14 protein-coding genes, 2 tRNA genes and 2 other RNA genes are annotated in these 14,611 nt (G+C 54.5%); 9 read left to right on the top strand and 9 right to left on the bottom strand.

Translation table 11 applies throughout. From position 1 onward, the window contains the following. Positions 1-107: 107 nt before the first annotated feature. Genes selD through AC2AXP_RS07740 form a run of 4 tightly spaced genes read left to right on the top strand, consistent with a single transcriptional unit; the run spans position 108 to position 4,472 of the window. Positions 108-1,151, top strand: coding sequence for a selenide, water dikinase SelD (gene selD, locus AC2AXP_RS07755; RefSeq protein ID WP_004962315.1), 1,044 nt, complete (start codon positions 108-110; stop codon positions 1,149-1,151). Then, positions 1,151-2,269 (top strand): tRNA 2-selenouridine(34) synthase MnmH, encoded by a 1,119-nt coding sequence (gene mnmH, locus AC2AXP_RS07750; RefSeq protein ID WP_004962318.1) that lies wholly within the window; start codon positions 1,151-1,153, stop codon positions 2,267-2,269. The genes selD and mnmH overlap by 1 nt, the downstream gene beginning before the upstream one ends. Continuing rightward, entirely contained in the window at positions 2,269-4,191 is a 1,923-nt protein-coding gene (locus AC2AXP_RS07745) for a DNA topoisomerase III (protein ID WP_164844310.1), read from the top strand. Before mnmH ends, AC2AXP_RS07745 begins: the two co-directional genes overlap by 1 nt. Continuing rightward, positions 4,188-4,472, top strand: a complete 285-nt coding sequence (locus tag AC2AXP_RS07740; RefSeq protein ID WP_198773978.1) for a DUF1496 domain-containing protein — start codon at positions 4,188-4,190, stop codon at positions 4,470-4,472. Before AC2AXP_RS07745 ends, AC2AXP_RS07740 begins: the two co-directional genes overlap by 4 nt. 39 nt (positions 4,473-4,511) lie before the next feature. On the opposite strand, the gene AC2AXP_RS07735 is transcribed toward AC2AXP_RS07740, so the two are convergent. The 9 genes from AC2AXP_RS07735 to AC2AXP_RS07695 all read right to left on the bottom strand — a co-directional run bounded on the left by AC2AXP_RS07735 (position 4,512) and on the right by AC2AXP_RS07695 (position 8,851). Continuing rightward, positions 4,512-4,916 carry a pyrimidine (deoxy)nucleoside triphosphate diphosphatase gene (locus tag AC2AXP_RS07735; RefSeq protein ID WP_004962327.1) on the bottom strand — a complete coding sequence of 135 codons (405 nt, stop codon included), beginning with the start codon at positions 4,914-4,916 and terminating at the stop codon, positions 4,512-4,514. Positions 4,917-4,959: 43 nt separating this feature from the next. After that, a complete protein-coding gene (gene xthA / locus AC2AXP_RS07730; RefSeq protein ID WP_004962330.1) occupies positions 4,960-5,766 on the bottom strand; it encodes an exodeoxyribonuclease III in 807 nt (268 codons plus the stop codon). 102 nt (positions 5,767-5,868) lie between these two features. Continuing rightward, a complete protein-coding gene (locus AC2AXP_RS07725; RefSeq protein WP_102991014.1) occupies positions 5,869-6,441 on the bottom strand; it encodes an LOG family protein in 573 nt (190 codons plus the stop codon). A 196-nt stretch (positions 6,442-6,637) separates the two neighbouring features. After that, positions 6,638-6,763, bottom strand: a non-coding RNA gene (locus AC2AXP_RS07720) — RtT sRNA. 46 nt (positions 6,764-6,809) lie between these two features. Next, a non-coding RNA gene (locus tag AC2AXP_RS07715) (RtT sRNA) lies at positions 6,810-6,935 on the bottom strand. Positions 6,936-6,981: 46 nt separating this feature from the next. After that, positions 6,982-7,066, bottom strand: a tRNA-Tyr gene (locus AC2AXP_RS07710). Positions 7,067-7,170: 104 nt separating this feature from the next. Continuing rightward, positions 7,171-7,255 (bottom strand) — tRNA-Tyr (locus AC2AXP_RS07705). Positions 7,256-7,468: 213 nt separating this feature from the next. Further along, positions 7,469-8,317, bottom strand: coding sequence for a formyltetrahydrofolate deformylase (gene purU / locus AC2AXP_RS07700; RefSeq protein WP_004962336.1), 849 nt, complete (start codon positions 8,315-8,317; stop codon positions 7,469-7,471). A gap of 69 nt (positions 8,318-8,386) precedes the next feature. Beyond that, entirely contained in the window at positions 8,387-8,851 is a 465-nt protein-coding gene (locus AC2AXP_RS07695) for a YchJ family protein (RefSeq protein WP_039992049.1), read from the bottom strand. Positions 8,852-8,997: 146 nt separating this feature from the next. Between AC2AXP_RS07695 and rssA the strand changes: the two genes are divergently transcribed. The 5 genes from rssA (at position 8,998) to AC2AXP_RS07670 (ending at position 14,536) form a co-directional block, all read left to right on the top strand. Continuing rightward, a complete protein-coding gene (gene rssA, locus AC2AXP_RS07690) occupies positions 8,998-9,894 on the top strand; it encodes a patatin-like phospholipase RssA (protein ID WP_484381529.1) in 897 nt (298 codons plus the stop codon). A gap of 105 nt (positions 9,895-9,999) precedes the next feature. Continuing rightward, positions 10,000-11,013: a two-component system response regulator RssB gene (gene rssB / locus AC2AXP_RS07685; protein WP_198773979.1), complete on the top strand. Its 1,014-nt coding sequence runs from the start codon at positions 10,000-10,002 to the stop codon at positions 11,011-11,013. A 201-nt stretch (positions 11,014-11,214) separates the two neighbouring features. Continuing rightward, positions 11,215-12,132 (top strand): UTP--glucose-1-phosphate uridylyltransferase GalU, encoded by a 918-nt coding sequence (gene galU, locus AC2AXP_RS07680; protein WP_430299108.1) that lies wholly within the window; start codon positions 11,215-11,217, stop codon positions 12,130-12,132. A gap of 40 nt (positions 12,133-12,172) precedes the next feature. Beyond that, on the top strand, positions 12,173-13,516 hold the full coding sequence (locus AC2AXP_RS07675; protein ID WP_430299107.1) for a UDP-glucose dehydrogenase family protein: 1,344 nt from the start codon (positions 12,173-12,175) through the stop codon (positions 13,514-13,516). 9 nt (positions 13,517-13,525) lie between these two features. Then, positions 13,526-14,536 carry an NAD-dependent epimerase gene (locus tag AC2AXP_RS07670; protein ID WP_004962349.1) on the top strand — a complete coding sequence of 337 codons (1,011 nt, stop codon included), beginning with the start codon at positions 13,526-13,528 and terminating at the stop codon, positions 14,534-14,536. Positions 14,537-14,611: the final 75 nt, after the last annotated feature.

Here is a 14,611-nt window from a genome sequence, read left to right as displayed (position 1 = left end):
CCGGCTGATTGCCGGCGGCTCGGCACCCAACGCCGCCAATGTGCAGACAACCCCGGCTATCACCGGGATATGTTATCTTGAAGGCCGTTAACCGAAGGAAGTGGATCATGACATCGCCAACAATCCGTTTGACCCAGTACAGCCATGGCGCTGGCTGCGGTTGCAAAATCTCACCGCACGTTCTCGAAACCATCCTGCACAGCGAACAGGCGAAGTTTGTCGACCCGCGGTTGCTGGTCGGTAATGAAACCCGTGACGATGCAGCGGTGTATGACATCGGCAACGGCATTGGCATCATCAGTACCACCGATTTCTTCATGCCGATTGTTGACGATCCCTTCGACTTCGGCCGTATTGCCGCTGCCAATGCCATTAGTGATGTGTACGCCATGGGCGGCAAACCAATCATGGCGATTGCCATTTTGGGCTGGCCGATAGCCAAACTGGCACCGGAAGTGGCGCAGCAGGTGATCGACGGTGGGCGTTACGCCTGTCAACAGGCCGGTATTGCCTTGGCGGGCGGCCATTCGATCGATGCGCCGGAGCCGATCTTCGGTCTGGCGGTAACTGGCATGGTCAGCACCGATCGCGTCAAGAAAAACAGCGCGGCACAGCCGGGAACCCGACTGTTTCTCACCAAACCGCTCGGTATCGGCGTGCTGACCACCGCCGAGAAGAAGAGCCTGTTACGGCCGGAGCACGCGGGCCTGGCTACCGAAGTGATGTGCCGGTTGAATACGCCGGGTGCGGAATTTGCCGATCTTGCCGGCGTAACGGCGATGACCGACGTGACCGGATTTGGCCTGCTGGGCCATCTGAGCGAAATGTGTCAGGGGGCCGGGCTGCAGGCGACGGTGTGGTTCGACAAGGTGCCAAAATTGCCGGACGTCGAACGTTATATCGCCGACGGTTGCGTTCCCGGCGGCACTGGGCGTAACTTTGACAGTTACGGCACGCTGATCGGCGCAATGAGTGATGTACAGCGTCAATTATTGTGCGATCCGCAAACCTCTGGCGGCTTGCTGTTGGCCGTGTTGCCGGAAGGCGAGGCTGAGCTGCAGGCCATTGCCGCGCGGCATGGCATTGAACTGGACGCTATTGGTGAACTTCGATCGCCGATAGCCGGGAAACCGATGATCGAGGTTGTGTAGTGACAACGTCGCGACAGCGGGTAGACACCAACGACTACCGACATATTTTTCTGCATGATGTGCCGTTGATTGACGTGCGCGCACCCGTTGAATTTAAAACCGGTGCTTTTCCGCATGCCATCAATTTGCCGCTGATGAACGACAGCGAACGCCAGGCGGTGGGTACCTGCTATAAACAGCAGGGGCAGCAGGCGGCGATTGCCTTGGGACACAAACTGGTTGGCGGCAAGCTGCGTCAGCAGCGTACCGAAGCCTGGCTGGCCGCCTGCGCCCGTCAGCCTGAAGGTTATATCTATTGCTTCCGCGGCGGCTTGCGTTCCCAACTGGTGCAGCAATGGCTGCGCGAGGCCGGCGTAGATTACCCGCGTGTGGCGGGCGGCTACAAGGCGTTGCGACATTATTTATTGAACGTGCTGGAGTACAGTGCGGAAATGCCGATGGTGGTGGTCGGTGGCAATACCGGCTGCGGCAAAACCATTTTGATCAATCAACTGCCTGCCGGCGTCGATCTGGAAGGCGTGGCACGCCATCGCGGTTCGTCGTTTGGCCAAACCTTGGCCGGCCAGAGCGCGCAGATCGATTTTGAGAATCGTCTGGCTGTGTTATTGCTTAAAAAACAGCATGGTGGCTGCCGCCATTGGATCCTGGAAGACGAAGGGCGGATCATTGGTTCCAATAACCTGCCGTTGCCGATTTTCAACCGCATGCAGCAGGCGCCGGTGGTGGTGATTGACGATCCGTTTGAGGTGCGCGTGGCGCGCCTGCAGGCTGAGTATATCGATCATATGCGGCTGGCGTTTGCCGAGGCATACGGTGAAGACGCCGGTTGGCAACGCTATGACGAATATCTGCATCACGGGCTGTTCGCCATTCGGCGTCGTTTGGGTATGGAGCGTTTCCAACAGCTGACACAGCGGCTGGAGTGGGCGTTGCAATACCAGCGCGCCAGCGGCAACAGCGATGCGCATCAGGAGTGGCTGGTGCCGCTGTTGCAGCATTATTACGACCCGATGTATCACTATCAATTAACGAAGAAAGCCCAGCGGATCGTATACCGCGGGAACTATGCAGAAGTAAGAGAATTCCTGATGACGTATAGCCATAATAACGGTGAATAATGCGACTGTTTATAGCCGAAAAACCGAGTTTGGCACGCGCCATTGCTGATGTTTTACCCAAACCGCATCGTCGTGGCGATGGGTTCATCGCCTGCGGCAACAACGATGTGGTGACCTGGTGCGTAGGTCACCTGTTGGAGCAGGCTCAGCCTGACGCCTACGACAACCGCTATGCGCGCTGGTCGCTGGCGGACTTGCCGATCATTCCCGAAAAATGGCAGCTACAGCCACGTCCTTCCGTCAGCAAGCAATTGAATGCGATTAAAAAATTGCTGTTGGAAGCCGATGAGGTGGTACACGCCGGTGACCCGGATCGCGAAGGGCAACTGCTGGTGGACGAGGTGCTGGATTATTTGTCGTTGACGCCGGAAAAGCGGCAGGCGGTACGGCGTTGTCTGATCAACGATCTCAACCCCCAGGCGGTAGAGCGGGCGGTTGGCCGCTTGCGTGATAACCGGGAGTTTATACCACTGTGCGTTTCTGCCCTGGCGCGTTCTCGTGCCGACTGGCTGTATGGCATTAATATGACCCGTGCCTATACGCTGTTAGGCCGTAATGCCGGTTACGATGGCGTGCTGTCGGTTGGCCGGGTGCAAACGCCCGTGCTGGGCCTGGTGGTGCGCCGTGACGAAGAGATTGAAAACTTCGTGCCGAAGGATTTTTTTGAGGTCAAGGCGCATATCGTTACGCCGAAAGACGAGCGCTTCGTGGCGCTGTGGCAACCGAGCGATTCGTGTGAGCCGTATCAGGACGAAGAGGGGCGGCTGCTGCATCGGCCGCTGGCCGAGCATGTGGTGGCGCGCATTGAGGGTCAACCGGCCCTCGTCACCTCCTATAATGATAAACGGGAATCAGATACCGCACCGCTGCCGTTTTCGTTATCGACCTTGCAGATTGAGGCCGCCAAACGGTTTAATCTCAGCGCGCAACAGGTGCTCGACATCTGTCAGCGGTTGTATGAAACACACAAGCTGATCACCTATCCGCGTTCCGATTGCCGCTACCTGCCGGAAGAACACTTTGCCGGCCGCCATGCGGTACTGAATGCCATCAGTGCACATCAGCCGGATCTGTACCCTCAACCGGTGATCGACAGCGATCGCCGTAACCGTTGCTGGGATGATAAAAAAGTCGATGCCCACCATGCCATTATTCCTACCGCTCGTGCCAGCAAAGTCAATTTGACCGCCGATGAATTGAAGGTGTATGGCTTGGTGGCGCGGCAGTATCTGATGCAGTTCTGTCCGGATGCGGTGTTCCGCAAATGCGTGATCGAACTGGATATCGCCGGTGGTAAATTCGTCGCCAAGGCGCGTTTTCTGGCGGAAGCCGGTTGGCGCACGCTGCTTGGCAGTAAAGAGCGCGACGAGGAGAATGAAGGCGCGCCACTGCCGGTAGTTGCCAAGGACGATCGGCTGTTGTGTGAGCGTGGCGAAGTGGTGGCACGTCAGACTCAGCCGCCGCGCCCCTTCACCGATGCCAGCCTGCTTTCCGCCATGACCGGGATTGCGCGCTTCGTGCAAGATAAATCATTAAAGAAAATCCTGCGAGCGACCGATGGTTTAGGTACCGAGGCTACGCGAGCGGGAATCATTGAATTGTTGTTCAAACGGTCGTTCCTGTACAAAAAAGGGCGCTATATCCATTCCAGCGAAACCGGTCGGGCGCTGATTCATTCGCTGCCTGATATCGCGGCACGTCCTGATATGACCGCTCACTGGGAAGCCACGTTGACGCAAATCAGTGAAAAGTCCTGTCGTTATCAGGATTTTATGCAGCCACTGGTAGGCACCTTGCAACAGCTGATTTATCAGGCCAAGCAGAGTCGGGCGAGTATGGCGTTCCGCGGTTTACCTGCACCGAACGCCGGGGCAAAAAAGCGCAAAAAAAGCGCCGGCAAGGCGCGGGAGAAGAGTGAATGAAACAGCTGATGCTGGCGTTGGCGGCGGGGGTATTGCTGTGTTCCGCCTCGGTCCACGCGCATCGTGGTGATGTGGATGTACTGTTACCGGTTTCGCCGGAAATCTGGGGCACCGCAAAAAGCGCGCCAGCGCCGCAACCGTGCGCGCAATGCTGTGTATACCAAGATCAGAATTATTCACAAGGCGCGCTGCTGAAGGTAGAGGGGGAGTTGTTGCAATGCACTCGCGACCCTACGGTGGTCGGTAGCGCTTCACCGATCTGGGTACGGCTGAAAAAGTGACCGCGTAACGCTATCGTTGATAACCCCTTTAATAATCAGCTATTTTGTCATGATTGATTGCTGCTTGAGATAGCATGACAGCAAGGGAACGTCGGCGGGTGCCAGTGGATACTCGCTGGCCTGCGCTGGCGTTACCCAGACAAGTTGTGCGTGGCAGCGCAGGTGTAACTCGCCACTGAAATGCGTTACTCGCCAGGCATGCAGGCGAATGATTTTTTCGCCCAGTTGCCATTGATTACTGGCAACATAATCGTCGATTTGCGCCTTGATAGCCAACTCTTCGGCCAGTTCTCGCGCCAGTGCCTGGGGCTGGCTTTCGCCTGCTTCGACTTTGCCGCCTGGAAATTCCCAAAGCCCGGCCTGATCGCTGTCGGCATCCCGTTGAGCCAACAGAATTTTCCCGTCGCGTTCAATGATCGCGGCGACTACATCGATAATTTTCATACCGTGCACTTATTGAAAACCCCGGCCAGGCCGGGGTGGGCAATCAGATATCGAACTCGGCCCATACCGGGGCGTGGTCGGAGGGTTTTTCCATACTGCGGGTTTGGTAGTCAATGCCGGTAGCCACACAGCGTGCCGCCAGCGGCGTGCTGGCCAGTAACAGATCGATACGTAAGCCGCGGTTGTCATCGAATCCTTTAGAACGATAGTCGAACCACGAAAACTGGTCGTTACGCTCCGGATTGGCTTGACGGTAGGTGTCTACCAGCCCCCAGTTGAGCAGCCGCCCCATCCATTCACGTTCTTCCGGCAGGAACGAACATTTGCCGGTGCGCAGCCAGCGCTTGCGATTTTCTTCACCGATACCGATATCGTAATCCGATGGGCTGATATTCATATCGCCCATGATCAGCACCGGGTTTTCTACCGATAGCTGCTGTTCCAGGTAATCTTGCAAGTCCTGATAGAAACGGGTTTTTGCCGGGAACTTGACCGGGTGGTCACGGCTTTCTCCCTGCGGAAAATAGCCGTTAATCACCGTCAGCATGCCCTGCGGCGTTTCCAGATCGGCCATGATGATGCGGCGCTGTGCGTCGTCATCGTCGGTTGGGAACCCACGGCGCACGGCAATGGGTGCCTCTTTGGTCAGCAGGGCAACGCCATAATGGCCTTTTTGCCCGTGATAGAACACGTGGTAGCCGTGCTTGCTGACCTCTTCCAGTGGGAACATGTCATCATGAACTTTGGTTTCTTGCAGGCCGATAACGTCAGGCTGGTGCTGTTCGATGATGGCGGCCAACTGATGCGGTCGCGCGCGCAGTCCATTGATATTAAAAGAGACAAACTTCATGAGCGGTGCCGTTTTTACGAGAAAAATGTGTTGAGATAGTAGCAGAGTTTGGCCGGAAATGTAACGCAGACCAGCGGCCTCAGGCCGCCGGCAGATGGCGGATTATTTTGCCCAGCGATCGTAGTTTTTTGGTTGGTAGTCGTCGAACTGTTGCAGCAACGTGAGTGGCGAATCGCTCAGGTGCAGGGTGCCAAGATAGTCGTGACGCATAAACCCCTGATCGGCGACGTGTTGCAAGAAGGTGTTCAATGGCCGGTAGTAACCATTGACGTCCAACAGGCCGACCGGTTTATTGTGATAACCGATCTGACCCCAGGTCCAGATTTCAAACAGTTCTTCCAGCGTGCCTATGCCGCCGGGCAGCGCAATAAATCCGTCGGCCAGTGCCGCCATACGTGCTTTGCGGGTGTGCATGTCCGGCACCACTTCCAGTTGGGTCAGACCACGGTGTGCGGTTTCTGCTTCCACCAAACGTTGCGGAATAATGCCGACCGCTTCGCCTCCGGCCTCCAGCACTGCATCTGCCACAATACCCATCAGGCCCTTTTTACCACCGCCGTAGATTAAACGACGCCCTTGAGTGGCCAATGCGTGCCCCAGTTTACGGGCATTTTCGGCATAATCGGGCGTCACGCCTTCGCTGGCGCCGCAAAAAACGCAAATATTATTACGCATGCACTTTTCCTTACTGCATCAAAGAAGCCAGTGGTATAGCGAATTGTGCATTGTAGTTCAAGTTTGGTGAGCGATGAAAAGCTAAACCTGTGCGCGATGGCAAAACTCGGCGCCGTTGGGGCTTCAGCGTCTTTCCCGAGGCATGGCGTGTAGCAAGCCTGGATGTTGTGTGACGATTGGGCGTGCTTTGCAAGGATGGTGGTGGGGGAAGGATAACTCGTCGCGTGGCGACTCGCCCTGCGGGCCGCGCTAAAGCGCGTTGTTTCGCTACGCTCAACTCGAACCTGTCGAAGCTTCTCATCCTTCCCCAGCGTGCAGTAGCCTTGGGTTTTGGATGTTGTGTTACGGTTGGGAGTGCTTTGCAAGGATGGTGGTGGGGGAAGGATAACTCGTCGCGTGGCGACTCGCCCTGCGGGCCGCGCTAAAGCGCGTTGTTTCGCTACGCTCAACTCGAACCTGTCGAAGCTTCTCATCCTTCCCCAGCGTGCAGTAGCCATGGGTTTTGGATGTTGTTTGACGATTGGGAGTGCTTTGCAAGGATGGTGGTGGGGGAAGGATTCGAACCTTCGAAGTCTGTGACGGCAGATTTACAGTCTGCTCCCTTTGGCCGCTCGGGAACCCCACCATGGTATTCATGGATTTTCTGATTGTGATTGAAGATTGTTACCTTCCCCGCGCGGCGCTCATGTTGACTCGTCTTGCGGTTTAACCTTGTTGCCAAGATTAAGATGGTGGTGGGGGAAGGATTCGAACCTTCGAAGTCTGTGACGGCAGATTTACAGTCTGCTCCCTTTGGCCGCTCGGGAACCCCACCACGATAATTCGTGGATTTAACGAATTTTAACACGCAGAAAGCTGACCGGCTTTCTGGCTAGCGTGACTGCGTAAGCGCTGTCTCGGTAAGCGGGGCGCATCATATCAAATGAAGCGGGAGTGTAAAGCATTGAAATGCAGAAAATGAATCGTTTGCCGTTTTTTTATGCGCGGCGGTGCATCTGTAAGCAGAATGCACCGCCAGCAAGGGTGATTACAGGATCACGGTGCGGTTGCCGTAGACAAATACCCGCTGCGCCAGTACGCGATACAACGCGCGGCTGAGCACATTCTTCTCGACGTCACGGCCGGCGCGCATCATATCGTCAGCGGAATAGGTATGATCAACGTGGATCACGTCCTGCATGATGATTGGCCCTTCATCCAGGCTGTCATTAACGTAGTGCGCGGTCGCGCCGATGATCTTCACCCCGCGCTCGTAGGCCTGATGATAGGGCCGCGCACCAATAAAGGCCGGCAGGAATGAATGGTGAATATTAATCACCTGGTTCGGATAGTGCTGAACAAACGCCGGCGTCAGTACCCGCATATATTTGGCCAGCACGACGTAGTCCGGTTGATACTGATCGATTTGCGCAATCAACTGCTGATCGTGCTGTTCGCGCGTCAGGCCTTCATGACTCACCAGGTGGAATGGAATATCGAAGCGTTCAACCAGCGTTTTCAACGTGTCGTGGTTGCCAATTACCGCGGCAATTTCTACATCCAGGCCGCCGTAGGCGCTTTTCATCAATAAGTCACCCAGGCAATGGGCTTCTTTGGTCACCAGAACCACAATGCGGCGTCGCCCGGCGCTGTGCAGTTCGCGCACTGAACCCTCTGGCAGTGCGCCATCCAGATCGGCCAACAGGGTGGTATCGTTGAAAATGCCTTCCAGTTCGGTGCGCATAAAGAAGCGCCCGGTACGGTGATCGACAAATTCATTGTTCTGCACAATATTAAGTTGATGTTTGTAGCAAATGTTGGTGATTTTGGCGATCAGCCCTTTGGCGTCAGGGCAGATAGTGCGTAATACTTTTCGTTGTACATTTTGATGTGGCATGGCAATGCTAATCCTGTCAGATACTGAACGCCTGACACCGCAGGCGATAACGTGCTTCAGGCCGAGGGCTTATTGCCCGCAGCATTTTTTATATTTTTTGCCTGAGCCGCAGGGGCAAACCGCGTTTCTGCCCGGCTGTGGCTTGACTCCGTCAATATAATACCAGCGTTGGTCAAGGCGAAGAAAGCGTGAACGTTCATGCATCGCCTTGACGTCGCCACTGGCGCCATCGACAAAGCGGGCGATAAACTCAACGAAGCCTTCGTCAGGCCCGATGCCGGCTTTTTCTTCAATGACCGTTAAACCCAGCCATTGGGTATCTTGAAAGCTGTCGACAATCGCTTTGCGCCACTCGTTGGCGTGGCAATCCGGATGCCAGCTGGCGATCAGATAATCCACATGCTGTTTAACATAGGCGCTGAAGCGGGAACGCATCAGCAGGCCTGGCGTGGCGGGCGTTTGGACACCGTTGATATACGGTTCGCAGCATGCGTTATACTCCAGCCCGCTGCCGCAAGGGCATAATTCAGACAAATTAACTCCTCAAAAGAGCGAACGATATGAATACTGTTCGAGGCCAGGGGAAATGTAGCGCATAGGTTACCTAACCCGGTTCGATGGTGACAATGTACCCTGAGGTTACACTTGACACAATTCACCGATGATAGAGGCAAGCTATAATGCGACAAATAAAAGTTGGGCTGGCGCTGGGGGCAGGTTCGGCCAAAGGCTGGGCGCATATTGGCGTCATCAACGCGCTCAAGAAAATGGGCATTGAGGCCGATATAGTTGCCGGTTGCTCTGTCGGCTCGCTGGTGGGTGCCGCATATGCCAGCCATCGGTTGCCGGCGATGGAAAAGTGGGTGCGCTCGTTCAGCTATTGGGATGTGATCCGCCTGATGGATCTGTCCTGGCAACGCGGTGGTTTGCTGCGCGGTGAGCGGGTATTCAATGCGGTCGACCAACTATTAAACATTAACGATATTGCGCAATGTTCGCTGAAGTTTGGTGCGGTTGCGACCAATTTGAGCACCGGCCGTGAACTGTGGCTGACCAAGGGCGATATACACCAGGCGATACGCGCGTCGTGCAGTATGCCCGGATTACTGGCGCCGGTCTGGTTTGACGGCTATTGGCTGGTGGACGGTGCGGTGGTCAATCCGGTGCCGATTTCGTTAACCCGCGCCATGGGTGCCGATATCGTTATTGCAGTGGATTTGCAGCATGACGCACATCTGATGCAACAGGATCTGTTTTCAGTGCGTAGCGAACCGGACGAAGCGCCAGTGGCGCGTAACTGGCGGGGGCGACTGCGTGAGCGGATCGGCAAGATGACGGTAAAAAAACCGAACATTACCCCCACGGCAATGGAAATCATGAGCACCTCGATCCAGGTGTTGGAAAACCGGCTAAAGCGTAACCGCATGGCGGGGGATCCCCCTGACGTGTTGATTCAACCCTATTGCCCGCAGATCTCCACGCTGGATTTTCATCGTGCGGAAGAAGCTATCGAGGCGGGGCGGCTGGCGGTAGAGAAACAGCGCGACATGCTGCTGCCGCTGGTAAAAAACAGCTAGTTACGCGTCGCCAATGGCAGGGAGCATTTTCATGTCAATTTCCGGCAGGCATAACTGGCCATTTTGAGCCACTATTACATCATGACAAGGGAAGAGGTCCGGCCAATGGCATTACCACTGACAGACAAGCGCATTCTGATTGTTGAGGACGAACAGGTATTTCGTTCGGTGCTTGTTGGCTACCTGCAATCATTAGGCGCAGTTACCCATGAAGCGACCAATGGCTTGCAGGCGTTGAGTGCTGTTGATGATATCGGCCCGGATTTGATCCTGTGCGATCTGGCAATGCCTGAAATGGGCGGCATTGAGTTTGTTGAGCATCTGCGCCTGCAGGGAGTAAAAATCCCGGTATTGGTTATCTCGGCTACCGATAAGATGGCGGATATCGCCAAGGTGTTGCGATTGGGCGTGCAGGATGTGCTGCTCAAACCGTTAAGCGATCTCAATCGTCTGCGCGAGGCGGCATTGGCCTGCCTGTACCCGAACATGTTCACCTCACCGGCAATCGAAGAGGTTGAATTGCTGCAGGATTGGGACGCGCTAAGCAAAAATCCGTCGGAAGCTGCCAGGTTGCTCAAGCAGTTGCAGCCGCCGGTACAGCAGTCGATTGCCCATTGCCGGATTAACTACCGCCAATTGACTACCGACGAAAACCCAGGGCTGGTGCTGGATATTGCTGCATTATCAGAAAAAGATCTGGCCTTCTATTGTCTGGATGTCACTCGCGCCGGCGATAATGGCGTATTGGCGGCCTTATTATTACGGGCGTTATTTAATGGTTTGCTACAGGACCATTTAGCTAATCAACAGCATCGTCTGCCGCAAATGTCCACATTGTTAAAACAAGTTAATCAATTATTACGCCAAGGCAAGTTGGAAGGGCAATTCCCGTTGTTGGTTGGCTATTATCACGCCGAATATAAAAACCTGATCCTGGTTTCCGCTGGCTTACATGCCAATGTGAATACCGGCGACAATCAAATTCAGCTTAGCAACGGAGTGCCGTTGGGGACGCTGGGCGCCACCTATATGAATCAAATCAGCCAGCGCTGCTCGGCGTGGCAATGCCAGGTCTGGGGCACTGGCGGGCGATTGCGCCTGATGCTCAGCGCAGAATAGCGGCTTATTGTAAGCAACTATTAACGGCAATTGAGCCGGTTGAAAATATTATTCCTGTCCGAAAACCCTCGATTAGGTAATTGTCTTAAAGTGGTTCTATTTGATCGCAGTGTAATGCTCCGCGGTATTTAGCTGGTATACTCCGGGAGTTTGTATAGCGAGTGACGTTCATAATTTGAGCGCGCATCAAGAGAGGAAATAATGTCAGCGTTAAATCGTAAAGTCAGGAAAGCGGTCATCCCGGTTGCGGGCTTGGGCACACGGATGCTGCCAGCGACGAAAGCCATTCCCAAAGAAATGCTGCCGCTGGTTGACAAGCCCCTGATTCAGTACGTGGTCAATGAATGCATTGCGGCTGGAATCAGTGAAATCGTTTTAGTGACGCACTCCTCTAAGAATTCCATCGAAAACCATTTTGACACCAGTTTTGAGCTGGAAGCGATGCTGGAAAAACGCGTAAAGCGCCAGTTGCTGGATGAAGTCCAATCCATTTGCCCGAAAGGCGTAACGGTGATGCAGGTTCGCCAAGGCATGGCAAAAGGCCTCGGTCATGCGATCATGTGCGCCTATCCAATGGTGGGCGATGAGCCTGTGGCGGTAGTACTGCCGGACGTTATCATCGACGAGTACAGCGCCGATCTGAGCAAAGACAACCTGCATGAGATGTTGGCGCGTTTTGAACAAACCGGCGTCAGTCAGATTATGGTGGAGCCGGTGCCGCAAAAAGACGTCGGCAACTATGGTGTAGCAGACTGTCAGGGCCATCAGTTACAGCCGGGTGAAAGCGCGCCGATGGTGAGCGTGGTCGAAAAACCCTCGCCGGACCAGGCGCCGTCCAATCTGGCTATTGTCGGCCGTTATGTGTTGTCGGCCGATATCTGGGCGTTGCTGGCGAAGACGCCGCCCGGGGCCGGTGACGAGATCCAGCTGACCGATGCGATTGATATGCTGATGCAAAAGGAACCGGTCGAGGCTTATCACCTGAAGGGTGTCAGCCATGACTGTGGTAACAAGCTCGGCTATATGCAGGCCTTCGTCGAGTATGGCATGCGCCATGCCAGCCTGGGCAAGGATTTTTCTCAGTGGCTGCAACAGTTGACAGCCACTGAACAAAAATAAGTTTCTTTTCCGTATTAATTTGAAAAACTAGGATTTTCCCATGAAAGTAACAGTTTTTGGTATTGGCTACGTTGGCCTGGTGCAGGCTGCGGTGTTGGCTGAGGTTGGCCATGACGTTATGTGTATTGACGTTGACGAGCGTAAAGTCGAAAACCTGAAAAAAGGGAATATCCCTATTTTTGAACCGGGTCTGACGCCGCTGGTGCAGCAGAATTTTGAAGCCGGTCGTCTGCATTTTACTACCGATGCTCAGGCTGGCGTGGCACACGGCACCATTCAGTTCATTGCGGTCGGTACGCCGCCGGATGAAGACGGCTCCGCCGATCTGAAGTACGTTACCGCCGTGGCGCGCACCATTGCTGAGCACATGACCGACCATAAAGTGGTGATCGACAAGTCTACCGTACCGGTCGGCACCGCTGACAAGGTGCGTCAGGTGATGACCGAGACCCTGGAGAAACGCGGCAGCAAGGTACCGTTTGACGTGGTTTCCAACCCGGAGTTCCTGAAAGAAGGCGCAGCAGTTGCCGACTGTATGCGTCCTGAGCGTATTGTTATCGGTACCGATAACAAAGAGGTGATTGAACCGATTCGTGAACTGTATGAACCGTTCAACCGTAATCACGATCGCATGATCCTGATGGATATTCGCAGTGCAGAGCTGACCAAATACGCCGCCAACTGCATGCTGGCGACAAAAATCAGCTTTATGAACGAGATTTCCAACCTGGCCGAAATGCTGGGGGCAGACATCGAAAAGGTGCGTCAGGGTATCGGCTCCGATTCGCGCATCGGTTATCACTTTATTTATCCAGGCTGCGGTTACGGCGGCTCATGCTTCCCGAAAGACGTTCAAGCGCTGATCCGTACCTCCGAGCACATCGGTTATCAGCCGAAGCTGCTGCAGGCGGTCGAGCAGGTGAACTATCAGCAGAAATACAAGTTGACCACCTTTATCAAACACTATTTCGGTGAGGATCTGGCGGGCAAAACCTTTGCTCTGTGGGGCCTGGCATTCAAACCGAATACCGATGACATGCGTGAAGCATCAGCACGGGTATTGATGGAAACGCTGTGGGAAGCCGGTGCCAAGGTGCAGGCCTACGATCCGGAAGCGATGAACGAAGCGCAGCGCATTTATGGCCATCGTGACGATCTGAAGCTGATGGGCACCAAAGAAGCCGCGTTGCAGGGTGCCGATGCGTTGGTTATCTGTACCGAATGGCAAAACTTCCGCGCGCCGGACTTTGATGTCATCAAATCCACCCTGAAGCAGCCGGTGATCTTCGATGGTCGTAACCTGTACGATCCGGAGCGTCTGGAAAGCCGCGGTTTCACCTATTATGCAATTGGCCGCGGCGCTTCGGTGCAGCCGGTTATCTAAGAGGTGAGCATGAAATTCCTGGTTACCGGCGTCGCAGGGTTTATTGGGTATCACGTTGCCGAGCGTTTGTTGGCGGCCGGGCATCATGTTGTCGGTATCGACAACATGAATGACTATTATGATGTCAGCCTGAAAACTGCGCGTCTTGATTTATTGGCCGGGAAACCGGCCTTTCAATTTATCGCGCTGGATCTGGCTGACCGCGATGGCATGGCCACATTATTTGCCGAGCAACAATTCCAACGGGTCATTCATCTCGCCGCGCAGGCCGGGGTGCGTTACTCGTTGGAAAACCCGATGGCGTATGCCGATTCCAACCTGATTGGTCATTTGAACGTGTTGGAAGGCTGCCGGCATAATAAGGTTGAACATCTGCTGTATGCCTCGTCCAGTTCGGTTTATGGCTTAAATCGCAAGCTGCCTTTTTCGACGGAAGATTCTGTTGACCATCCGGTGTCGCTGTATGCGGCGACCAAAAAGGCCAATGAACTGATGTCGCACAGTTATTCGCATTTATATGGTTTGCCAACCACCGGGCTGCGTTTCTTTACCGTCTATGGTCCGTGGGGGCGCCCGGATATGGCGCTGTTTAAATTCACCAAGGCCATTTTGGCCGGCGACAGCATCGATGTATATAACCACGGCGAGATGCAACGTGATTTTACTTACATTGATGATATTGCCGAGGCGATTGTTCGCTTACAGGACGTGATCCCGCAAGCGAATGCCGATTGGAACGTGGAGCAGGGGTCGCCAGCGACCAGTTCCGCGCCGTATCATGTTTATAATATCGGCAACAGTAGCCCGGTAAAACTGATGGAATATATCCAGGCGCTGGAAAATGCTTTAGGCGTCACGGCACGTAAAAATATGCTGCCGATGCAACCAGGCGACGTGTTGGATACCAGTGCGGATACTGCCGAGCTGTACCGCGACATTGGCTTTAAGCCGGCGACCAGCGTTGAGCAAGGGGTCAAACACTTCGTCGACTGGTATAAGGCATTTTATAAAGTGCAGTAAATGTACAATCTGATGGCAATATAAAGGGGCTTATGCCCCTTTTTTATTCACATCACCTTCCGTGGCTGCAAACAA

This window comes from Serratia sp. Sp408, assembly GCF_057180665.1.
Note: the sequence above shows the minus strand (reverse complement) of the source record. Positions and strands in the feature narration are given on the sequence as shown.